The sequence below is a fragment of the Epibacterium ulvae genome (genome assembly GCF_018678075.1).
GTDB classification, from domain to species: domain Bacteria; phylum Pseudomonadota; class Alphaproteobacteria; order Rhodobacterales; family Rhodobacteraceae; genus Epibacterium; species Epibacterium ulvae_A.
In genome coordinates, this window is record NZ_JAHHIR010000069.1 from 1 (window position 1) to 22,947 (window position 22,947).

The window sequence follows — 22,947 nt, forward strand, 5'->3', positions numbered from 1 at the left end:
CGCCAGCTTCCTGTTCTTTGATCATCGCAATGATCTGCTCATCCGTGAATCGTGCCTTCATTTGTCCGTCCTTTTGTTGGGCGGACTCTACACTAATCTGGAGGAGTTTTAGGGGCTCAGGTCATGCCGATCCCTAAGAGGGCTGCGCAGTCTTGCACGCCCTTGGTCGCGTTGAGCTTTCTGATATGGGTTCTACATCTGTAAATATGGTTGCTCAGGTCACGAACACATGGTGGCCCAGTTTCGGGCAGGAAGTCGTCAGCGATCAAGGCGCGTTTTACCCAGCGTTTGGAACGGCCAGTTGCTTGAGCTATGTGCGCAATAGATGTCGAGATGGCGACGCCCGCTGCATCCTTGTCCCTCACTGAGTAAAGGCAGAACAAGCCTTGTTGTTGCGACATGCCCTGGCAAATGGCTTTGAAAGCCTTACGCTCAACCGGCGACGCTGACTGCAGCGCCCAACCATATACCCATGCGCGCGCAAGCCGGGCCTGATGGCGCGCCAATGCTCGATCGACTTCGGTATGAGTTTTCGTGAGACCGGAAACGGTTATTTCAAGGCCGATATCAATCAGCTGGCACTGTTGCTTGGGCGCAAGGTCTTGTGGGTTTTCCAATCCTCTTTGAATGAATGCTCCCAACCCCAAACACCATTTCTCCAAGATATCAATCTGGACGTCGGGCAGCCATGAAACCATTGGGACGCGTGTTGTGATCTGGGTTCTGGCAGCGATCTCAAACTTGGTGGGGAGTTGGATTACGACTCGGTCATCTAGTCTTCGTATCCACGTCGGATCGAAGTGTGCCCTGAAGACGGGATCGTAGCATGTGGTGAAGTCACGGTAGGAAAGTGGAACCAGAGCCACGTTGTGGATTTGGCAGGTGTGGAACTGCTCTGGCAGCCAAATACTGCGAACACCGCACCCATGTGCCTGTGAGCCAGTTTGTTGAGCCGTTTCCCGCCAACATATCGGGCAGATAGACAGATTTGTCTTCCTGAGGGAGCGTTTGAGAAAGGATTGGCCGTTGATGGTTGAGAATTTTGAAATTGCACGACGGGGCGTGCTTTGCCGCGCACCGTTTCAGGTGATCATGGGGTAGTGGCACAACATAACTGATTGCGTGCCGTCCTTGATTTCCTTGAGGTCAGAGATGCTCGCCCACGGGAGCATTGCCACCGCTTCATCATCATGATTGCCAACGATTAAATGCTTGCGGCCAGGGATCTGGTGAAACCAGTTTTCAAACTTCTGCACATCTGTCGCCTGGCCAAAGGCAAAGTCACCAAGAATCCACAGATCATCGTCAAACGAGACGCAGCCTTGGATGTTCTGGATCAGCGCTGCGTTCATGTCTTCGCTAGACTGATACGGGCGTTTACAAAACTCAATGATCCGCGAATGGCCGAAATGCAGGTCAGCTGTGTACCAGTTGGCCATGTGAAGCTCCTCAATTGCTGTGAGAAGAGTGTAGCTGTCGCTCTGCGTGGCGGCAATTTACGCGGTCGTAAAATGGCTGATGGGTGGCTTCTGCGGCGAAGAGGAGGGTTTTTCTGTCAAGCAGTGATTTGCATCACGCGCGCACTCAACAGCACGAGCTGCGCGAAGTGTAAGTCTTGGCTGGACAAAATGCGTGTTCAAGCTGGATAAATCTATATTCAAGCTGGACGGCACACTTAGAGAGAAATGGCTGGGATGGTAGGATTCGAACCTACGGTACACTGTACCAAAAACAGTTGCCTTACCACTTGGCTACATCCCAGCGCTTGTGTGGGGCGTTTTAATGCTTGTGTCGGGGGGGTGCAAGAGGTTTTTTGTAAAAAATGTGGAATCTGACCCAGCCGAGCGAGGGCAGGGAAAGTCTATATAATTCATTAACTTGTCGCGTATCCATCGGGTTTAGTCGACAAGAAAAAAACCAGCCCGATGGGGCTGGCCTTGCAATTTTGATACCGTGAATTCGACGTCAAAAATCTTGCCAGGGGTTGCCTGCGTTGACAGCGACCGCGGGGGGGGGGGCCGCTGGAACCTCTTCCTCCCAACTTATGTCGGCATCGCCATGGGCGGACGGGGCGGTCGCGGGCGCGCTAGGTTGGTTCATAGCAAACGGTGTGACATTTCCCTGACCGATGTTGAAATGCGCCACCAATTCGCCTAGTTTTCCCGCTTCGGAATTCAGCAGATGACCGGCAGTTGTGGCCTCTTGCACCATTGCGGCGTTTTGCTGTGTTACCTGGTCCAATTGGGTCATGCCGGTGTTTATCTCCACAAGGCCAGTCGATTGCTCTGCGGCCCCTTCGGCGATCCCTGAAATCAGGCTGGAGATGTTGCTGACCCGTTGCACGATTTGCTCCAACGCGTCACCCGCTTTGCCAACCAAATCGACGCCGCGCTCCACCTGTTGCGAGCTGTCAGAGATCAGTGTTTTGATTTCCATCGCCGCGTCCGAGGAACGTTGCGCCAGGCCGCGTACTTCAGATGCGACAACCGCAAATCCGCGACCGGCTTCGCCTGCACGCGCCGCTTCGACACCGGCGTTCAAGGCGAGAAGGTTGGTCTGGAAAGCAATGTCGTCGATCACGCTGATGATTTGCGAGATATGGCTGGAGCTGCGCTCAATTTCGGTCATGGCAGCAACGGCGTTTTGCACCACTTCGCCGCTGTCCTCGGCCTTTGCACGGGCCTCGTTGACCGTGGTTTCAACGTCGCGAGCACCATCGGCCGCAGATTTCACGCTGGCGGTCATCTCTTCAAGGGCGGCTGCGGTCTCTTCCAAGGTTGCAGCTTGGCTCTCGGTGCGTTGTGACAACTCATCCGAGGATTGGTTGATTTCCTGCGCACCATTGCGAATGCTGCTGGACACTTCCACGACCTGTGAAATCGTGCTTTGCAGCTGATCGACTGTTTTGTTGAAGTCCACGCGTAGCTGTTCGTATTCTTCCGGGAAGCTTTCGTCGATTTGCGAATTCAGATCGCCGGTCGACAAGGCCGCCAGATTGGTGCGCAGCGCGTCCACAACTTTGTTCCGTAGCGTCTCGGCTGTTTTCTGCTCCGCTTCCAAGGCTTGTTGTGCCTGAATTTTGTTGCGGAAAACCTCTAACGTGCGGGCCATCGCTCCGACTTCACTTGCGCTTTCAGTGCCCGGGATTGGTGAGCTGTCATCGCCGTTCGCAAGACCTTGCATACGCGAGTTCAATGCCGCCATTGGCACGGTAATGCTGCGCGTCATGAAAAAGCCGAACGTGCCAAGGATCAACAGGCCGACCCCCAGCGTGATCAACGCGGTATTGCGCTGGATTGCAGCTTCCGCCTCGATATCTTCGACGTAGGTGCCAGTTCCGACCACCCAATTCCAAGGCGCAAAGTTGACGACATACCCCAGTTTCGGTTCGATTACATCGGAATCGGGACGTGGGAAGTAATAGGTCAGATCACCTGCGCCTTGCGTGGTCGCAATGCGAACAAGCTCTTTCACCATGTAAGTGCCGCGCTTGTCTACGAGACCGGACATGTCAGTCCCGTTAAAGTCAGGACGCGCACCATGCGCTTTGTTGATGTGCTGGTGATCGAAGGCAAAGAAATACCCAGATGTTCCGTAGCGCAATTTTTCAAGCTCGCGGCTACCTTGTTCCTTGGCTTCCGCAGGCGTCAGCTCATTGGCTTGGACCTTGTTTTCAAGATCTTGCAATGTGCTGATCGCCGTTTCGACCAACAGGTGCAGCTCTTCTTTGCGCATGTCATATGCGTTGTCTAAGGAACGAGAGAGCGTCGTATAGGTTAACGCAAGGGCCATGACCATCGCGATGGCGACGATGGCGTAAATACGAGCGTGCAGTTTGTGGAAGATTCTTAGCATGTCGTGGAAATCCCTTCGAATGGGTCGGTTTGAAACGGGGCCATGAAAATAGCTGGTTGCCCATCAAGTACCGGTGAAGAAGTTAATACCGCGCAAATGAAAAAACCTATATGTGTTAGGGGGGAGACCTTGGTATGGCGATAGTACATTGTTTTTATTCTATAAGTTTCGGTGTGAAAGTGGTTGGGCTTTGCAATGGATTACAATTTTACATATCTTCCGATGATGATCGTAAAAAAGTGATCAATTGAGGCTTTGCGCAAATCATCGCAACTGCCGAGATATGCGGCGTCTTGTTGAGTGATTGCGGGAATTGCACATTCAGCCTGCAGGAATCTGCGAGTAGTCGAATCACAAAAAAGGTCGACCAAGCGGCCGACCTTTTCATTTTGTCTCATCTGATCCGGCGTGCGGATTTCAGATAGCTACATTCTCACCGGCGACGACCTCCTAATGCGCAGGGTGCTACGCCGCGCTATATGATGTCTGTGCGGTGCTAGACGTGGTTTCCCCGGACGTGAGGAGATCCCGTGCCTGACTTGTCCCGATCTGAAAATAGGCCACCAGTTGTGACAGCTTGCTGGCATCTGAATTCAACAAATGACCGGCAGCAGTAGCCTCTTCGACCATCGCGGCGTTTTGTTGGGTCACCTGATCCAGCTGGGTCATGCCGGTGTTGATTTCTGCAAGACCAGTGGATTGCTCAGAGGCGCCTTCGGCAATGCCGGAAATCAAGGTCGAGATATGGCTGACACGGTCAACGATTTGCACCAGCGCGTCGCCGGCCTTGCCCACCAGATCCACGCCGCGTTCCACTTGTTGCGAACTATCGGAAATCAGCGTTTTGATCTCCATCGCGGCATCCGATGACCTTTGCGCAAGACCGCGCACTTCGGACGCCACAACGGCAAACCCACGACCTGCGTCGCCAGCACGCGCCGCTTCGACGCCTGCGTTCAAGGCCAAAAGGTTTGTCTGAAACGCGATGTCGTCAATCACACTGATGATCTGCGAGATTTTTGAAGAACTCTGTGCAATTTCGGTCATGGCAGACACGGCGTTCTGCACCACTTCACCGCTGACTTCGGCTTGTTGGCGCGCGTCGCTTACGGTGTTTTCAACACCACGCGCGCCTTCTGCAGCAGAGCGCACGCTGGCTGTCATTTGTTCCAGAGCGGCTGCGGTTTCTTCCAGAGTTGCGGCCTGGCTTTCCGTGCGATGGGAGAGGTCATCAGAGGCTTGGCTGATCTCAACCGCGCCATTGCTGATTGACGACGCCGCATCAATCACCTGCGATATGGTGTCTTGCAGTGTGTCCAAGGTGGAGTTGAAATCACTGCGCAGCCTTTCGTATTGCTGCGGGAAAGTATCGGTGATCTTGATGTCCAAATTCCCTTGCGACATCTGCGATAGCTTGCTGCTGAGCATCTGAATGACACTCGAGATCTCTTCCTTTTGTTTGGACTGCTCAAACTCCATTTCCTTTTGGCGTTGCAGACCTCTTTGGAATACTTGCACGGATTGCGCCATGCCGCCCAATTCGCTGCGGTTGGTCAACGACGGTACTGGCGAGATGAGGTCTCCGTCGGCAAGCCTGTTCATACGATCGCGCAATTTTTGCATTGGCCGGATCATACTGCGGCTGATGCCTGTTGAGGCAAGGAGGAGCAGGACCAAAGAGACCGCAAGGCAGGACGTGGCCAGAACTTTGGTGTCAAAAATGCTCTCTTCAACGTCGTCGATGTACATGCCGGTGGCCACCAGAATGTCCCAGGGTTCGAACAAGAGCGCGTGTCCCAATTTCGTTTCAACTTGCTTGCTGCCTGGATTCAGAAAGGAATATTCAACCCGTGAGCGACCGTTTGTATCCAAACCGTCAATAAACGCTTTGAAGAATTGTTGACCCGAAGCATCCTGCACGGACAGTTTGTTCTGGCCAATCCAATCTGGTCGATGGGGATGAGCAACGATAGTGCCGTCGGTCGTGATTGCGAAGTAGTAGCCGCTGTTGTCCGAACCAAAACGGGCCTGTTCCAGAATTTTTCGACCAGCGGCGATGCCTTCTGCCCGGGTCAGCTCGCCGGCTAGAACGCGCTCATGGATTGAGCTGAGATAGCTAGAGGCCAATTCGGTCAAATGGTCCAATTCATGGTCACGAAATTCATAAACTTGATCCGCAGAGCGACCGACCAGAAAAAATGTCAAACTCGCAGAGAGAAGCACTGCCAGAACGACCAGTGCGTAGAGACGTGTAGAGAAACGATATAAAAGTTCAGGCATTAGTTTAACGAGCCTTTTGTGGAGATCTGCCTCCAAAAACCAAGAAAAACCTAACACTTGGTGTTCAGAACCACCTGCAAGCCTGAGGACCCGATATGCACTGAGTGCATAGCTCGAAAAATGTGCAAATAGTTCCGAAGTGGGTGGGGAAACCGGGCTGAGATCCGAGTTCGCACCGTGATGACGCGTTATGTGTTTGAAGTTAAATCTTAGTTTCCGGGCGGAGGCACCGCTCTACAAGAAAAAGAGCCCGAATTTCTCCGGGCTCTTTCAGGTAAGGTAAACCAAATGTGTGTGGCGATCAGCCGATGATCGCGTTCAGAGTCGCACTCGGGCGCATGACTTCGGCTTTCTTCTCAACCGACGGGCGGAAGTAACCACCGATGTCCGCGGCCGGGCCTTGGGCGGCTGCAATCTCGGACAGGATCGCTTCTTCCTTGCCAGCCAGCGCTTCTGCGATGGGGGCAAAATGTGCGGCCAGATCTGCATCATCAGATTGCGCGGCCAGGGCCTCGGCCCAGTAGCGTGCAAACCAATAGTGGCTGTCGCGGTTGTCGGGCTGGCCAACTTTGCGGCTTGGGGATTTGTTGTTGTTCAGAATGCCTTGGGTCGCAACTTCGGCTGCGGTGCCCAGAACGCCTGCTTTGGCGTTGCCCTTGACGTCCGCCAGGAAGTTCAGGCTTTCACCCAGGGCGCAGAATTCACCCATGGAGTCCCAACGCAGGTGGTTTTCTTCGACCAGCTGCTGCACGTGTTTCGGAGCTGAACCACCGGCGCCGGTTTCAAACAGACCGCCGCCTTGCATCAGCTTCACGATCGACAGCATCTTGGCCGAGGTGCCCAGTTCCAGAATTGGGAACAGGTCGGTCAGATAGTCACGCAGCACGTTGCCGGTGATGGCGATGCTGTCGTTGCCTGCTGTGATGGTTTTCAGCGATTGCGCGGTGGCTTCACGAGGCGCGAGGATCTGGAACAGATCCGCTTTGCCAGCCGCTTCCAGTGCAGGGGTGACGTATTTGATCAGCTCTGCATCGTGGGCGCGGTTTGCGTCCAGCCAAAAGATCGCCTCGGAGCCGGTCAGACGCTGGCGGTCAAGCGCCAGCTCGATCCAGTTCTCAATCGGGGCTTTCTTCACGGTGCAGGAGCGCCAGATGTCGCCCGCTTTAACGCTGTGGGAATGCAGGGTCTCGCCATTGGCCAGAACGATGCGGATCTCACCGTCGGCGGGCGCTTCAAACGTGGTCGGGTGGGAGCCGTATTCCTCGGCCTTCTGTGCCATCAGGCCAACGTTTGCAACGGAACCGGCGGTGGTGACGTCCAGCGCGCCATTGGCTTTGAAGAAGTTGATGCTCTCGTCATAGACTGTGGCATAGCAACGATCCGGGATCACACAGTTGGTGTCGCCTTTGTTGCCTGCTTCGTCCCAGCCTTTGCCGCCCGCGCGGATCACAGCTGGCATGGAGGCGTCGATGATCACATCGGACGGAACGTGCAGGTTGGTGATGCCCTTGTCGCTGTCGACCATATACATCGACGGACGGTCTGCGGCGGTGGCTTCGATGGCGGCCGTGATGTCCGCGTTGTCCGCAACACGGTCCAGCAAGTCACCCATGCCAGAGTTCGCGTTTACACCCAGCGCGTCGAGTTCTGCGCCGAACTTTTCAAACACCGGAGCCAGCCACGCTTTTACTGCATAGCCAAAGATGATCGGGTCAGAGACCTTCATCATGGTGGCTTTCATGTGCAGCGAGAACATGGTGCCATCGGCTTTGGTGTCTTCGATTGCGCCGGCCAGGAAGGACGACAGCGCTTTGACCGACATGAACGTCGCATCTGCAACGGTGCCTTCGGCCAGGGGATAGGTGTCTTTCAGAACGGTGATCGTACCGTCTTTGGACAGAAACTCGATCTTTGCGTCACCGGCCTGTGCGGCGGTGATGGTCGCGGATGTCTCGTTTGCGTAAAAGTCATTGCCGGGCATGGACGACACTTTGGTCTTGCTGTCGGCAGCCCAGGCACCCATCGAATGCGGGTTGTTCTGGGCGTAGTTTTTGACCGCCTTGGCGGAACGACGGTCCGAGTTGCCTTCGCGCAGAACCGGGTTCACAGCCGAGCCTTTGATCGCGTCGTAACGGGCGCGGATCTCTTTTTCGGCGTCGGTGGTCGCTTCTTCCGGGTAGGAGGGGATGTCGTAGCCTTGCGCCTGCAGTTCGGTCACGGCAGCAACCAGCTGCGGCACCGAAGCAGAGATGTTCGGCAGTTTGATGACGTTTGCATCCGGTGTCTTCACCAGCTCACCCAGAGCTGCCAGATCGTCATCCTGACGCTGCGCGTCGGTCAGCTTCTCGGGGAAGGTCGAAATGATTCGGGCCGCAAGGGAGATATCCTTGGTGCCGACGGTGACGCCTGCCGCCGAGGCGAAGGTACGGATGATTGGCAAAAACGAAGCGGAGGCCAGTTCAGGCGCTTCGTCTACAATGGTATACAAAATATCGGGGTTAGATGTGTCTGTCATGTTCCATACCCTTTCAGCGATAACGGAGGCGGTTGGACGGGGCGCAGGCAAAACCCGCGCTGTGGACGATGTTCGCCGACCGGATTGCAGGGTAAAAAACCCGAATTCACGGCGGCTCTCATGGCCCCCATGTAAATCACACGCGCCTCAGGTGCAATTCTTAGCTGCATCTTTCTGCCGGTCACAGTGACGCGCTTGCGTCAAAGGCTCTCAAATTTAGCGTTCATGGGGTCCCATTTCGCAATACTACAAGGGCCGGGCGCGGTGCGGCGTCAATTCTACGGCAAATTCGAATAGGTTTTTGCGCCTTTTGTGCAGGATCTACATACATTGTCGGCAATCTGCGGCCTCGTATTACCCGCGTGGCCTGTGTAGCATGACATCAGGTTTGATTTTACGGGTTTGATTTTACAGGGCATCAGCGGCGACAGACCGGGCCGACCCGGCCCATTGCCGCCGATGCGGGTGGGGAGTGTATGATGACAAAAGACACAGGGGCAAACCGGGATGGGCGTCTGCTGATTTATGCGCCTGTGCCGCTCTATCGTTTTGATGGTGTTCTCTATGTGGAACGTCAGGCCATCAACGGATTGCGTCTGTGGGCCAGCCATTTTGCCGAAGTGATTTCTATGATGCCAGTCCAGGACGCACCGCCCCCGGTTGGCTGGCTGCCTGCTGATGATCACAAAGAAGCGCTGGAACGGGTGGGGCTTGAGCCACTGCCCACCGCCTATCGTCCGGACCAATTCCTGCGCAGCTACCGAAAAACCCGCAAGCGGATTGGGGACCTGATCCAGCAGGCAGAATACCTCAGCTTTGCGATTGGTGGCCTGTTTGGCGATTGGGGCGCCGTCGCCGGGTTCGAGGCCCGCCGCCAGAAGCGGCGCTTTGCCGTTTGGACGGACCGCGTGGAATCCGAGGTGGTGCGCCAGGATATGAAAGACCCAAGCCGCCGCAAACGCTGGCGCGCGCGGCTGACCTATCGGCCGATGAAAATGTTGGAGCACAAGGTTGTGTCGGTGGCCGCACTTGGCCTGTTTCACGGCAAGGACACGTTTGACGCCTACAGCCCCTACAGCTCAAACCCGCATCTGGTACATGACATCCACATCCGGGCCGAGGATCATATCCCCGGTGACCAGCTGTTGCGGAAAATCAATGACGCCGGGACCGGCCCCTTGCGGATCGTCTATGCCGGGCGCGCGGATGCGATGAAAGGGCCGCTGGATTGGATTGCGGTTCTAGAACGTCTCAAGGTGATGGACATCGATTTTCGCGCCACCTGGATGGGGGTCGGCGATGAGCTGGAGCAAATGCGCACCCGCGTGACCCGTGCGGGCCTGTCGGACCAGGTCTTTCTGCCCGGATTTGTCACCGAACATGATCAGGTTCTGGATGAGCTGCGGCGCGCGCATATCTTTATGTTCTGCCACAAAACCCCCGAAAGCCCCCGCTGTCTGATCGAAGCGCTCAGCAATGGCGCGCCAATTGTCGGTTACGACAGCTCTTATGCACAGGATCTGATTTCAGCCAATTCAGGCGGTGTACTGGTGCCGGTCAACGACGTGGAAAAGCTGACGGATGAAGTGGCCGCGCTTGCCCAGGATCGCACCAAGACCGCGCAGCTGATCGGCCACGCCCGCGCCGATGGAGAGCCGTTTACCGATGAAAACGTCTTTGAACACCGTTCCCATCTGATCAAGGAGCAACTGCGCCCCGACGCACCCGGATCCAACCGCCTGCGCGCCCGCTGGGGAGAGAGCGTGGCGGGCTAAAATGCAGGCAGTGTCTCGGCCCGTTTGACGGATCGGCAAATCTATGACAGGTTCCGCGTCATTTGGGTAACTTGTATGGTAGGTGCCATTGCGGCTGATATCGTCCCGCGTCGCGGCACGGTCTACAGACCTTTCTGATCATGCAGCGATTGAGGCGACAGGGGATCCAAACCGCGCCCAAGGGGACTTGGGATCATTCACTGTGACCCTCTGCCAGCGAAAGATACAACATGAAACGCTTCTCTTTTAATGGCAAAAAAGCTCTCGTCACCGGGGCCAACAGCGGGATTGGTCAGGCAATTTCGATCGCCTTGGCCACAGTCGGAGCGCATGTGGTCTGTGCTGGACGGCGCGGCTGCGGCGAAACCGTTGACCAGATCACCACGGCTGGCGGAACGGCCGAAGATCTGAAGCTGGATTTTGCCGACTCAATGGCCGCAAAACTGGTCTTCCCGGATGCAGGCTTTGATATCCTGGTCAATAACGCCGGGATCATTCGCCGGGATGATGCAGTTGATTTTGGTGAGGACGATTGGGACGCCGTGATGGATGTCAATGCCAAGGCGCTGTTCTTCACCTGCCAGGCCTTTGCGCGCGAGGTCATGGCCCAGAACCGTAGCGGCAAGATTGTGAACATCGCATCGCTCCTGTCCTTTCAGGGCGGCATTCGCGTGCCGTCCTATACGGCCTGGAAACATGCGGTCTCTGGCCTAACAAAATTGCTAGCCAAAGAATGGGCTGCCAAAGGCGTCAATGTAAATGCGATCGCACCGGGCTACGTTTCGACCAACAACGCCGAAACGCTGCGCAATGACGCTGAACGCAACAAGGCGATCCTTCATCGTATCCCGGCTGGGCGTTGGGGTGAGGCGCAGGATATTGCTGACACTGCCGTTCTCCTGGCCGCGCCTGCGTCAAATTACATTCACGGTGCCGTTTTGAACGTCGGCGGGGGCTGGCACGCGCGTTGATGCCGGGCGCGCTGTCAGCTGTCGTCCTCAAAAATCGGGCACTCAGTGAATACTCCGCTCTGATAGATGTTGACCGGCAAGGTTGGGTCCGGATTCGGGCAGGCGGCCTCGACCTTGGCGGCAAACACTTCCGAATTGTCCTTTGGGGTCCATCCCAGTCGTGCGGCTTCTGAATTGCCCCAGAAAGACCGGTCATTGGCCGACGCCCCATAGACGATCGGACAACCCAACGTTTCAAAACGGAATGCGGTTTTGTTAAAGCTGATGAAGTCGCGGTGCGACAGCCATGTGGCCAGCATCCGATGGTTCAGTGGTTCGTCCAGGCACTATCCGATGCGCAAAATGGCGGTTTTCTGGCCAAACTTCTCAAAATAAAACCGTGCCAAAGCCTCACCAAAGGTCTTTGTCATCCCATACAGGCTATCCGGGCGCGGCATAGCTGAGGCGTCGACGGTTTCGCTTTGCTTGTAGTATCCGACAACATGGCTGGAGGAGGCAAACAGGAAGCGTGGCATACCATTGGCGCGGTTGACCGCTGCCAGGTCACCCAGATCGGCCGCGCGGCTTTCCTCATGGGCGGCCAAATCCGTGATCTTTTCCGGTGCGGACAAGACGACCTTTTCCGCCAGATCCGTGATCAAAGAGCGCAAGGCCGTGGCCATGCCACCGGATGCACCTGTCAGTAAAAGTTGTTTCATATCTATGCCGTTTGACTACCAATCTTACGCCGCGACGACCACACGACACTCCGAACGGGCCATGCGGTCAGGCCCTGCGAAGTGATATGCTGGCTTGTATAAATCAGGTTGGGATAAGTGTCGTCAATTCATATGATAACTTTTGATTGTTCTCAGGTGGGTGCGGTGGGCGTGGGCACCGGATCTAGTGGTGCGTCACTGTTGTGGGCCGCGCAGGCAGTTGCGGCAGCGCCAAGGCCAATTCGCGCAGCCACATCATAACGCGTGCAGTGTCATTGCCTTCGCACAACATCATCAACTCCAGCTCAGCCCGTTCAACACCGCCCCGGCGTAGGCTGGACAGCGCGGTCAAAAGACGGCGTTCGTGTTCGGTCAGAATATCTGCGCAATTGGCACATGCGGGATTGTTGAACATGAAACAGGAGCGGCGTGATTGGCGCACTGCGTCCAGCACTCGAGCCACAAGCGAGGCGATGACAGGGCCGTTGCTATAGTCAAAATGCTCTTCCGCGGTTGAAAATGCCCGCATCCAGGTCTGGCTGTGCGGGTTGCTGAAGGTGTTGAAGTAATACCGAGCGATCTGGATGCAGGTGACCTCGTCCCGGTCGGCGCCGGACTGATCCATGCGCTGCTCTTTTTCATTCGGCGAACGGCTGCATGCGTCCGGAAAGCGGACCGAGGGGCGCTGGTTGGTTTTGCGGATCTGGGAGTCCGGTTTTGCGTCGAATTTCTTCTGATGTTTCACGGCCCGACCTTTCGTCTGGATGCGTTTGATCCTGTCAAGTCCGGGCTGATCAGCGGGATGATCTGGCTGGGCTGGCCATTTCTTACAAAAATACTCTGAAATATACAAGGCGATATCAGATACGGTTTAGTGCGGTGTTAGGGTGGGTATTCGTGACAGCGGGCCATGCCGACGCACAGTGCTGCAAAGGGTTAAACTTGCGCCGATATCAGGGAAATGTCGCAGCATAGCCGTAGCCCATGCTTGCCAGGTGCCGATGGGCTGTGCCATCGATCACATTGCGAAGGCAAAATCAAAGTGCCGGATCTGCGGCCAAAACAAGAAGGCGCAACGAACAAGATGATTGGTGTAGCGATCAATGCGAATTTGGACATTCTGGATATGCACGGAGCGGCCTTTGCCACCCACGCGCCCGAGCTGACGATTCTGCGCCCAGAAGAGGTCGCCGACCCGCAGGCTGTTGAATTTGCGCTGACATTTCGCCCGCCGGACGATGCGTTCACGCCCTATCCCGCGCTCAAGGCGGTGGTGTCGGTCGCCGCCGGCGTTGATGCAATTCTGTCCTGTCCCTCCTTGCCCAAGGACGTTCCGGTTCTGCGGGTGGAAGACGATGATCAGGCCTTGCAGATGGCGGGTTTCGCAGCCTTTCATGTCTTGTGGCATCACCGTCGCATGGACCTGCATCTGGAAGATCAGGCCAATGAAGTATGGAACCGCCCCATTTCCGGACGCTCGCCAAGCGAACGTCGGGTGGGAGTGATGGGCTTTGGCCTTATGGGCCGCGCCGTGGCCAAGGCGATTGCCGCGCTTGGCTACCCAACAGCAAGCTTGTCACGCAGCCTGCCTGAACAGCCTGAACCCGGTGTGGAGCATTTCGTTGACCGCGACCGGGATGCGTTTCTTGCCCGCAGCGATATTTTGATCAATGTGCTGCCGCTGACCAAGGCCACACATGGGGTGATGGACGCGGATTTGTTCGCCGCCCTGCCGCAGGGGGCCTGTGTGGTGAACTTGGGCCGGGGGGAACATCTGGATGAGGGGGCGTTGCTCGCCGCCTTGGAAAGCGGGCAGATCGCTGGCGCATCGCTGGATGCCTTTGAAAACGAACCCCTGGCCGAGGGGCATCCGTTTTGGTCACACCCTCGCGTTTTGGTCACGCCGCACACAGCCAGCGCGCCCGAGTCAAAGGGCGTGGTCCTCTCGATCAAAGACGGGCTGCGCCGACTGTCGGATGGGGACATCGGTGACGATCGCCTGTCGCGTGGCTATTAAACCACGCGACAGGCAAGTGAGCTCGGTTTAAGCGTTGGTGAAACGGTCGTTGTACATGTCGCGCAGGATGTTTTTCTGTACCTTGCCCATCGTATTGCGGGGCAGGGCGTCCTGAACCACCAGCGCACGCGGATGTTTGAACCGCGCCAGTGACCCCTGAACCGACGCCATAATGGCCTCTAGATCGGGCGTGGCTCCGGCTTCAGAGATGATCACCCCCAAAACGGTTTCGCCAAAATCGGGATGGGGTACGCCAATTACCGCGGTTTCCAGAACACCGGGCTGTTCGTCCAGCACCAGTTCGATCTCTTTGGGGTAGATGTTGTAACCGCCCGAGATGATCAGATCCTTGTTGCGCCCGACAATCTGGACATAGCCATCTGCGTCGACTTTGCCCAAATCCCCGGTGATAAAGAATCCATCCGCCCGCAGTTCATCGGCGGTCTTTTCGGGCATTTGCCAGTAGCCTTTGAAGACATTGGGGCCGCGCACTTCGATCTGTCCGATTTCTCCCTGGGGCAGTTCTGCGCCGGTGTCAGGGTTGGTGATTTTCAGTTCCACGCCGGGTAGCGGGAAACCCACGGTTCCTGCGCGCCGCTCCCCGTCATATGGGTTGGAGGTGCTCATATTTGTCTCGGTCATCCCATAGCGTTCCAGGATCCGGTGGCCGGTGCGGTCCTCAAACTTCACATGAGTTTCGGCCAGCAAGGGGGCAGAGCCTGACACAAACAAGCGTAAGTGTTGGGTCAGATCTTGCGTAAACCGTGGGTCATCCAAAAGGCGAGTGTAAAAGGTCGGAACCCCCATCATGGTTGTGGCGCCCGGCAATTCATCGATGATCCGGTCTTGGTCGAATTTCGGCAGAAAAATCATACTGCCCCCGGCTGCCAACACCACATTGGTCGCCACAAACAACCCATGGGTGTGAAAAATCGGCAGCGCATGCAGCAGTACATCCGCATCGGTGAAGCGCCATTCAGTAACCAGTGTTTTGGCATTGGACAGCAGATTGTCCTGCGTCAGCATCGCGCCTTTGGAACGGCCGGTGGTGCCGGAGGTATACAGGAATGCCGCCAGGTCATCTCCGCTGCGATCCACGGTGGCGAACTCTTCTGGCATGTCATGGGCCTGATCGACCAGGCTGCCCGTGCCATCCGCGTTCAGCGTCTCCAATCGGGCACTTTGAGCGATGGCAACAGGCTCCAGCGCGGTTTTTTGGCGCGCGTCACACAGAACCAGCGCAGCGCCGCTGTTGTCGATGAAATAGGTCAGCTCATCCACGGTATAGGCGGTGTTGAGCGGCAGAAAGATCAACCCGGCTTGCGCGCAGGCGGCGTAAACCGCCAGGGCCTCGGGGGATTTTTCCACCTGCACTGCAACGCGATCCCCCGGGTTTAGCCCGTTTTGGGTGAACACATGGGCAAATTTCGCCGCCATGGACAGAAACACCTGATGCGTCAGGATTTTGCCGCCGCTGAGGTGAAGAAACGCGCTGCCTTTTCCAGCGTGGCAGCTCAACAGGGTGTCGTAGAGTGGATTGGGCATGTGTGGTTACCTTTCTTGGGGGACCGCGCCGGGCACAGCAGCGGCCAGTGTCTGGACCTCTGCTGTTGCGACCACATTTCGGGTAGCGGCAAAGTCTTCGTGGTTTTGCGACACAGTCGCCAGATCATATAGATAGTTTACCATAGCGCCTGTGGATTGAACGCGCCCTTTTTCGGACGTATCAGCCTCTGCATGAACCGCGTGAATAATGGCTTCGTTACCAAGATGGAAGCGGGCCACCGGTTCAATGGGCAGATCGCCGCGCGACTTGGCATTGATAAGATAATGCGCCGCCAGGGATTTGATCGGATCAGGCTGATCCGGGTTCCAGTCGATTTTCTCCTGAAACAGCCATTTGGCGAGGCCCGGTATCGGTGACAGGGTGACAAAGGTCTGCAATCCGTCCAACTCGGCAGCCAGATCTGCGGCGAACTGTTTGATTAGGGAGTTGCCAAAGGAAGATGCTGGCCAACCCGGCCTGACAGTTTGAGATCGAATAGAACACGGCTGTATCGGCGTCTTGGGCAAGGGGGGCGCGGTCCTGGGCCAGCAGCCCTTGGATCGATCCGGGCGTGCCCTTGGTCAGCGCGACCTCGACAAAGATCAGGGGCTCATCCGGCATGGTGGGGTGAAAGAACGCAAAACAGCGCCGGTCGCTGGGTTCCAACCTCCTGCGCAGATCTTCCCAGCTCTCGATGGCATGCACCGCCTCATAGGCGATGATCTTCTCCAGAATATGGGCCGGGCTTTCCCATGAAATTGGCCGCAGCACCAGAAAACCCTAATTGAACCACGATGCAAACAGATGGCGAAAATCCAGATCCAATGCGGCCAATTCAGGGTCTTTGCCACCCAGCCGCAACAGATCCGCGCGCATCCGCACCAAAGCCTGGGTGGCACCGGGCGGTCGGTTCAGGCGGCGGATCAGCTCTTGTCGTTTGGGTTCTGCCGCTTCGGCGAAGGCGCGGTAGCTCGCTTTGGAGGGGCTGCGTTCGTAATCATCCAGCGTTGAGCGCACGGTTTCCGGATCAAGGTTCATCGCGGTAGCGACAAAGCGAAAGAAGGCTTCCTTGTCGGCGTCATCCAGCCCGTCAAACCGGCTCAGGATTTCTTCGGCCAGCGCAAGGCCCGAGGTTTCACCGGCAGAGCCCACCAGCGCCTCGGCCAGTTCATTCAGGCTGCGGCTGTCATCCGTCATCGCCGATTGGCCCCTGTGGTAGCGGCGTTCAAAAACCGTGGACAGAAGATCGGCAAGCAAGGTCATATGATGGTTCCCATCACAAGATTTGGTAGCCAGGTCGCAAGCTCCGGAAACAGGCACAGCAGGACAATGGCCAGGATCATGCAGGCAACAAAGGGCAAGGAGCCGGTCAGGATTGTTTTGAGCAAGATATCCTGCGCGATCCCGTTGATGACATAGAGGTTCAGACCAACAGGCGGTGAAATCAGGCCAATTTCCATATTGATCGTCAACACCACCGCAAACCAGATCGGGTCAAACCCGCGGTGGTGATGATCGGCAACAGGATCGGTGCGGCCATCAGGATCACCGCGACCGGTGGCAGGAAAAACCCCGCGATCAACAGGAAAACATTCACCGCCCCCATGAGGACCCATCGGGTGACCTCTAGCGTGCCGATCCATTCGGCAATCGACTGGGTGATGAACAGTGATGACAGCATATAGGAAAACACACCCGCGGCGGCGATGATAAACAGGATCATCACGCTATCCTTGGTGTTGTCGCGCAAGACCGTCCAGATCGCGCGCGGGTGCCACAATTTGTAGATGATCACCGCGATCAGCAGGCAGAGTAGCGCGCCGACGGCTGCGGTTTCGGACGGTGTCGCCATACATGGCATAAAGCACGCCAAGGATGATCGCGAGGGAGGGCAGAACCCGTGGCAGGATCTCAACCGTTGTTTCCACGTGTAGGAGCCGGACCCCAGCTGTTTGGCATTGCCCGAGGCCCAGGTGGAATAGAGCGACCAGGCCATAAACAGACCCACCAGCAAGAGGCCAGGAATTACACCTGCCAGGAATAGACGCCCGATCGAGGTTTCGGTGGCGATGCCATAGACGATCATGGTGACGGAGGGCGGGATCAGGATGCCCAATGTTCCCCCGGCTGCAATCGATCCTGCCGCAACACCATCGGGGTAGCCGCGTTTGCGCATCTCTGGGATGCCCATTTTGCCGATCGCAGCGCAAGTTGCGGGTGATGATCCGGACATCGCTGCAAACAAGGCGCAGGCGCCGAGGTTTGATACCACCAGCCCGCCGGGCATGCGGCCCAGCCAACGTTCGAGCGCCTCATAGAGGTCGGCGCCCGAACGGGTCGACGCGATGGAGGCACCCATAATGATGAACATCGGGATCGACATCAGCGCAAAGTTATCAAGCTTGCCAAACAAGATTTCTGGCATCAGTTCCAGCGAGCGCGGCCCGTCAAAGACAATCAGGAACCCGGCGGACACGATCAGCAGACCAATGGCCACCGAAACGCCAGAGAACAACACAAGGATAGTGGCAAACGCCACGATCCCACCAAGTAGGAGCGGATCCATCAGCTGTCCTCCAATCCGTAAGGTTTATCAACGCCCAGGATCACCGCCACCAGATCGGCGATCAACTGTAGCAACAACAGGCCAAATCCGATGGGGATCGACAGGTATGGGATCCACAGACGCACGCCCCAAACGGTGTCGGACCGCCAGCCGCGTTCCCAGGCGAAGTGCCAATATTCATAGCCATGGACTAGCATCACAACGATGATCACGATGGACAGGGTGGAGGTCAGTATCGACATATAGGACCGAGCACGCGGCGCTAGCGACACGGGGATCAGGTCAACATTCACATGACCGCGCAGGCGTTGCACATAGGGCAGGCCAATCAATGTGGCGGCCACCATCAGGTAAATCACAGCCTCGGTCTGCCAAATGGTGGAGCTGTTCAGCACAAAGCGGATGACAATCATCTGGCAAGTGATGCCCACGGCGGCCACGATCATGGCAGCAGAGCACCACCCGGCGAGGGTGGAAAGTGCGGCAACCGCAGTCAGGAATGGATTTTTCTCGGTTTGTGAAGCAACGGCTGAGTTGTGGCTCGCCAAGGGCTCTTCCTGTCGTCAAAGGTGGTATTGGAACGTTCGAGAGGGCTGGGGCAACCCAAAAGGCCGCCCCGCCAAAGTCATTCAACGGCCAGTGCGAGATCGAGCAGCGCTTGCCCGTCGTCCACTTCTTCGACGAATTTCTTGTAGGATGTGTCCATGGCCAGGGCGCGCCAGGCCTCAAAATCCTCGGCTGACATTGTTGCCAGTTCGACACCGGCCTTGGCAAAGACTTCGGCCGAAGCCGCGTCTTGCTTCTTGGCCTCTGCCAGGTAATGCGCCTCGGCCTTTTCAGCGGCGGTAAGCAGGGCGGCTTGTTGCTCTGCGTTCAGCCCATCAAATGTGGATTTATTCATCAAAAGGGGCTGAGACATGAACCACAAGGCCACATCGCCCGCAGGGGTGTAGCAGCTGACCTGCTTGTAAATCCGATAGGACACAAAGGATGAGGACGAGGTATTTGCGGCCCGCAAAACAACGGTCTGCATCGCATTATAGATCTCGAACGAGGCCATGGACGCAATCGAAGCGCCGGCACCGGCAAGCATTTGTTCAAAGGATTTGCCTGCCGCGCGGGTCTGCAACCTTTCGACGTTATCCGGGGATGTGATGCATTTGTCCTTTCCAGCAAAACCACCAGCCAGATAGCCATGGACCAGCACCATGACATCATCCTGCGCCATCTTTGCTTCCAGCGCTTTCATAAAGGGCGATGTCGACAGGCGCGCGGCGTGGTTGTGGTTTTTTTACCAATCGCGGCATCAGGTTCATGTTATATGCCGACTGTCGCCCGCCCGCATAGCTGAGCGGCAGAACCGTCATATCAAGCTGCCCACGGCTCAGTGGTTTATACTGTTCACGTGGTTTAAACAGCGATTTGGAACCAAAGATCTTGATCTCCAGATCCACATCCGCAACAAGCTGTGCCACCTGATGGCGGATGTCCTTGTTGTACCATTGATGGGACAAGCGCAGTTCCTTTTACTGGGCAGCAGCGCCCATTGTAAGCAGAGACACGGCCGCGAGGGCCGACTTCATCGTTAGTTTCATTCTTCGGCTCCCAAAGAATTATGATGTCCCTCTTCAAGGTCCGGTTTAAATTAGGTAGATTATGTTTTTTGATCACTGTTTTTGTACACAAAGCGAGTGTTATTGAATTTGAGGATCGGTTTAGATAACAAGAAACCATGACCCAACGGCGCGCCGATAACATCGCAGAACAGCTGGAAGAGTTGATTTTTGACGGAACTTTTTCCGACGGAGATCGTTTGGATGAGGTTCGCCTGTCCAAGCAGTTTGGCGTCTCCAGAACCCCACTTCGTGAGGCATTACAACGGCTTACTCTGTCAGGATTGGTTGAGTAGATCCCACGTCGCGGCGCATTTGTGCGCCAGCCGGGCCCGATTGAGTTGATGGAGATGTTCGAAGTGATGGTCGAGATCGAAGCCGTCTGCGGCCGTCTGGCGGCGCTGCGTATCTCTGACGCTGCGTTGGAGGATCTGCGCGATACCAATGCCAAGTGCCATGCCGCTGTCGATGGCTCCAATCCCGATGCCTATTATCTGGAGAACGAGCGGTTTCACAGAATCATCTATGAGGAATCCGGCAACGCCTTCCTCGCGCAAGAGGCGTATAAGCTGCACAAACGTCTGAAACCTTTTCGCCGTCAGCAGTTGCGGTTTCGTGGCCGCCTTCAACAGTCGATGGGCGAGCATGAGGCGATCTTGCAGGCCTTGTCTGACGGATGCCAGGAGGCCGCCGCCAAAGCGCTGCGCGACCATGTGGCGGTGCAAGGCGAGAAGTTCCAGCGCCTGATGACGACCCTGAAAGCGGCCGCCGAATAGCCTAGCCTTCGGCCGATTTCAACATTTCTGCAATGATGTCGATGCCCGGTTCGATCCGCCCGGTCGGAATCGAGGAATAGGCCAATCTGAAATGCTGTTTGTCCGCTTTGCCGGGAGCAAAAAACGCATGTCCGGGTTCGATCAGGACGCTTTCTTTGCGCAGCTCATAGGCCAGTTTTTGAGCATCCGTCCCGTCGGGCATTTTCAGCCAAAAAGACGACCCACCAAACTCACCGCGTTTCTGAGGCAGCAGGTTGTGCGCGCGCAAGGTGTCCTCCATCACGGCGCGCCGCTTGCTGAAACTGCGTGCCTGACGTGCCAATTGGGAATCAAAGTGCCCCAGCGACAGGAAATAGGCCACTGTGCGCTGCACATGGCTGGGGGGATGGCGCAACACCGCGCTGCGCAGAGCGCGCGCCTCGTCAATGACCTCCTGCGGGGCCACCATGTAACCAAGCCGTAGCCCCGGAAACACCGATTTGGAAAAGGAGCCCACGTAGATCACCGCCCCGGTCTGGTCGAGAGATTTAAGCGCGGGCGAGGGGGATTTCAGGAAGGAGAGTTCAAATTCATAGTCGTCTTCGACAATGATAAAATCATCCTGCGCGGCCTGGTCCAGTAAGGCATGACGCCGCTCCAGCGGCATGGTGACATTTGTCGGGCAGTGGTGGCTGGGGGTGGTGAAAACAACATCCGTGTCCGGCGGGATCAGATCGGGGGGCAGGCCGTCGTCATCCACATCGATCGCCTCAACCATGCAGCCCTTGGAGCCCAGGATCTGACGCAAACCGGGATATCCGGGGTTCTCCATCACCGCTTTGCGGCGTTTGTTCAACAGCATCTCAACGATCAGCCACAGCGCATTCTGCGACCCCATTGTGATCAGGATCTCTTCGGGGCGGGCGGCAATGCCACGGCGGGGCAAGATCTGGCGCAGAATGAACTCCACTAGCATCGGATCATCGCGCTGGTAGTGATCGGTGGCCAGGGTATCAAAGTCGCGCCGCCCCACCGCGCGCAGGGCACAGGCCCGCCAATTGCGGTGATCAAACAGATCCGCGTCGGATTGCCCGTAAATAAACGGGTAGCGATAATCGCGCCAATTGGGTGGGCGCGAGATTTCAAAATGAGCCGAAAATTTCTGGTTGAATTTGCGCCCCCATTGCACCTGTTCCTGCACCGGGCTGGCCAGATGATCAAAGGTCGGGCGTTTGGGGGCAGTATCGGCGACGAAAAACCCGGATCGGCCGCGTGACACCAGGTATTCATTCGCCACCAGCTCATTATAGGCCAAGGTCACCGTGATTCGAGCGACGTTCAAATGGTCCGCCAACCGCCGTGTCGATGGCATCCGCTCTCCGACCGCGCAGCGTCCCGAGACGATCGCTTCGGAGACAACCTGCTGAATCTTCTGCTGTAATGTGGCCTCACCCTTCGTGGGCAAAAGGAAGATTTCAGGAGGGATGGCCATATGGATCTACTCTGCAACTGGATTGGATCTATCGCTATTGCGCGGAATTTCCACTCGCAAGGTACCAGGCGCAAATCTTTGTTCTTAGGGATGTTTTTTGCAGGTCGCTCCCCCGAGGTGATGAATTTTTGACCAGAAGGTGCACGACGATAAGTCCAAGTGCTGCGAAAAAGTAGACCCAAATCACCCCCGCTGTTGTCGAAATTGGACATAGAATTCTTAGTAAGCGGCATGCCAGCCGGTCTGGTGTGACACTTAAAATGAGCCGATGACAGGTTCAAAGCGCGGGTCCAGAACCCGCCGGTCCAGACAAGGAGAACGAAATGAAAGCACTCACAAAGCTATTGGCGGGCGCTGCCATCCTCACCAGCGCCACTGCTGCCTCTTCGGAAGAGCTTACGGTTGGTTATTTTCTGGAATGGCCGATGCCGTTTTTAGCGGCTAAGGCGGATGGTGCTTATGCTGAGGCCTTGGGCATGGATGTGAACTGGGTTGCGTTTGAGACGGGGACAGCGATGTCTGCGGCGATGGCGTCTGGTGACGTTCAGATTTCCGTCAGCCAGGGCGTGCCTCCGTTTGTTGTTGCGGCCTCTTCCGGTCAGCCGCTGCAGGTTCTGGACGTGGCTGTGAGCTACTCTGAGAACGACAACTGCGTTGTGGCCACCACGCATGAGATCGACAAAGACAGCGCCGATGAGCTGGCCAGCAAAAAGGTTGCAGTTCCGCTCGGCACCGCGGCGCATTACGGCTTCTTGAAGCAGATGGAGCATTTCGGCATCGATCTTGCCTCGCTTGAGATCGTCGACATGGCGCCCACCGATGGTGCGGCAGCGCTGGCGCAGGGTTCTGTTGATTTCGCCTGCG

The 22,947-nt window shown here is 56.4% G+C and carries 14 protein-coding genes, 1 tRNA gene and 6 pseudogenes; 5 read left to right on the forward strand and 16 right to left on the reverse strand.

Annotated features, from left to right (window positions below; genetic code table 11):
- Positions 1-116 precede the first annotated feature (116 nt).
- From KMP13_RS15135 to KMP13_RS15160, 7 genes and pseudogenes are all read right to left on the reverse strand, one after another.
- Positions 117-698 (reverse strand): hypothetical protein, encoded by a 582-nt coding sequence (locus KMP13_RS15135; protein ID WP_215266824.1) that lies wholly within the window; start codon positions 696-698, stop codon positions 117-119.
- 171 nt (positions 699-869) lie between these two features.
- Positions 870-1,049 (reverse strand): annotated as a pseudogene (locus KMP13_RS21105) (TniQ family protein); the annotation flags it as partial.
- Between the two features lie 33 nt (positions 1,050-1,082).
- Positions 1,083-1,439 carry a hypothetical protein gene (locus KMP13_RS15140; protein WP_215266825.1) on the reverse strand — a complete coding sequence of 119 codons (357 nt, stop codon included), beginning with the start codon at positions 1,437-1,439 and terminating at the stop codon, positions 1,083-1,085.
- Between the two features lie 247 nt (positions 1,440-1,686).
- Positions 1,687-1,761: transfer RNA gene (locus KMP13_RS15145), tRNA-Gln, on the reverse strand.
- A gap of 204 nt (positions 1,762-1,965) precedes the next feature.
- Positions 1,966-3,855 (reverse strand): methyl-accepting chemotaxis protein, encoded by a 1,890-nt coding sequence (locus KMP13_RS15150; RefSeq protein ID WP_215266826.1) that lies wholly within the window; start codon positions 3,853-3,855, stop codon positions 1,966-1,968.
- 546 nt (positions 3,856-4,401) lie between these two features.
- Positions 4,402-6,135: pseudogene (locus KMP13_RS21110) on the reverse strand (methyl-accepting chemotaxis protein); the annotation flags it as partial.
- Positions 6,136-6,436: 301 nt separating this feature from the next.
- Positions 6,437-8,650: an NADP-dependent isocitrate dehydrogenase gene (locus KMP13_RS15160; protein ID WP_215266828.1), complete on the reverse strand. Its 2,214-nt coding sequence runs from the start codon at positions 8,648-8,650 to the stop codon at positions 6,437-6,439.
- A 479-nt stretch (positions 8,651-9,129) separates the two neighbouring features.
- Here KMP13_RS15160 and KMP13_RS15165 point away from each other — a divergent pair, with 479 nt between their 5' ends.
- Positions 9,130-10,425, forward strand: a complete 1,296-nt coding sequence (locus KMP13_RS15165) for a glycosyltransferase (RefSeq protein WP_215266829.1) — start codon at positions 9,130-9,132, stop codon at positions 10,423-10,425.
- Positions 10,426-10,655: 230 nt separating this feature from the next.
- Positions 10,656-11,396 (forward strand): 2-dehydro-3-deoxy-D-gluconate 5-dehydrogenase KduD, encoded by a 741-nt coding sequence (kduD, locus tag KMP13_RS15170; RefSeq protein WP_215266830.1) that lies wholly within the window; start codon positions 10,656-10,658, stop codon positions 11,394-11,396.
- 14 nt (positions 11,397-11,410) lie between these two features.
- Here the strand turns inward: kduD and KMP13_RS20620 are convergent, their stop codons facing one another.
- The 3 genes from KMP13_RS20620 to KMP13_RS15180 form a co-directional block, all read right to left on the reverse strand.
- Positions 11,411-11,695, reverse strand: a complete 285-nt coding sequence (locus KMP13_RS20620) for a hypothetical protein (protein WP_251363883.1) — start codon at positions 11,693-11,695, stop codon at positions 11,411-11,413.
- 27 nt (positions 11,696-11,722) lie between these two features.
- Positions 11,723-12,094: an NAD-dependent epimerase/dehydratase family protein gene (locus KMP13_RS20625; protein ID WP_251363884.1), complete on the reverse strand. Its 372-nt coding sequence runs from the start codon at positions 12,092-12,094 to the stop codon at positions 11,723-11,725.
- 184 nt (positions 12,095-12,278) lie between these two features.
- Positions 12,279-12,839 (reverse strand): hypothetical protein, encoded by a 561-nt coding sequence (locus tag KMP13_RS15180; RefSeq protein WP_215266831.1) that lies wholly within the window; start codon positions 12,837-12,839, stop codon positions 12,279-12,281.
- A gap of 339 nt (positions 12,840-13,178) precedes the next feature.
- Between KMP13_RS15180 and KMP13_RS15185 the strand changes: the two genes are divergently transcribed.
- Entirely contained in the window at positions 13,179-14,111 is a 933-nt protein-coding gene (locus KMP13_RS15185) for a 2-hydroxyacid dehydrogenase (RefSeq protein ID WP_215266832.1), read from the forward strand.
- 27 nt (positions 14,112-14,138) lie between these two features.
- On the opposite strand, the gene KMP13_RS15190 is transcribed toward KMP13_RS15185, so the two are convergent.
- The 5 genes and pseudogenes from KMP13_RS15190 to dctP all read right to left on the reverse strand — a co-directional run bounded on the left by KMP13_RS15190 (position 14,139) and on the right by dctP (position 19,818).
- Positions 14,139-15,656, reverse strand: a complete 1,518-nt coding sequence (locus KMP13_RS15190) for a malonate--CoA ligase (RefSeq protein WP_215266833.1) — start codon at positions 15,654-15,656, stop codon at positions 14,139-14,141.
- Between the two features lie 6 nt (positions 15,657-15,662).
- A pseudogene (locus KMP13_RS15195) lies at positions 15,663-16,920 on the reverse strand (malonyl-CoA decarboxylase domain-containing protein).
- Positions 16,917-18,223: pseudogene (locus KMP13_RS15200) on the reverse strand (TRAP transporter large permease). Before KMP13_RS15200 ends, KMP13_RS15195 begins: the two co-directional pseudogenes overlap by 4 nt.
- Complete coding sequence (locus tag KMP13_RS15205) at positions 18,223-18,771, reverse strand: TRAP transporter small permease (RefSeq protein WP_215266834.1); 549 nt, start codon at positions 18,769-18,771, stop codon at positions 18,223-18,225. The pseudogene KMP13_RS15200 and the gene KMP13_RS15205 overlap by 1 nt, the downstream one beginning before the upstream one ends.
- 77 nt (positions 18,772-18,848) lie before the next feature.
- A pseudogene (dctP, locus tag KMP13_RS15210) lies at positions 18,849-19,818 on the reverse strand (TRAP transporter substrate-binding protein DctP).
- Between the two features lie 137 nt (positions 19,819-19,955).
- Between dctP and KMP13_RS15215 the strand changes: the two are divergent.
- Positions 19,956-20,612 (forward strand): annotated as a pseudogene (locus KMP13_RS15215) (GntR family transcriptional regulator).
- 1 nt (position 20,613) lies between these two features.
- On the opposite strand, the gene KMP13_RS15220 reads toward KMP13_RS15215, so the two are convergent.
- The gene (locus KMP13_RS15220) at positions 20,614-22,083 is read right to left on the reverse strand and encodes a PLP-dependent aminotransferase family protein (RefSeq protein ID WP_215266835.1); all 1,470 of its coding nucleotides are present in this window, start codon (positions 22,081-22,083) and stop codon (positions 20,614-20,616) included.
- A gap of 323 nt (positions 22,084-22,406) precedes the next feature.
- Here KMP13_RS15220 and KMP13_RS15225 point away from each other — a divergent pair.
- Positions 22,407-22,947 (forward strand): ABC transporter substrate-binding protein (locus tag KMP13_RS15225; protein WP_215266836.1); only part of this gene is annotated, 541 nt, incomplete at its 3' end.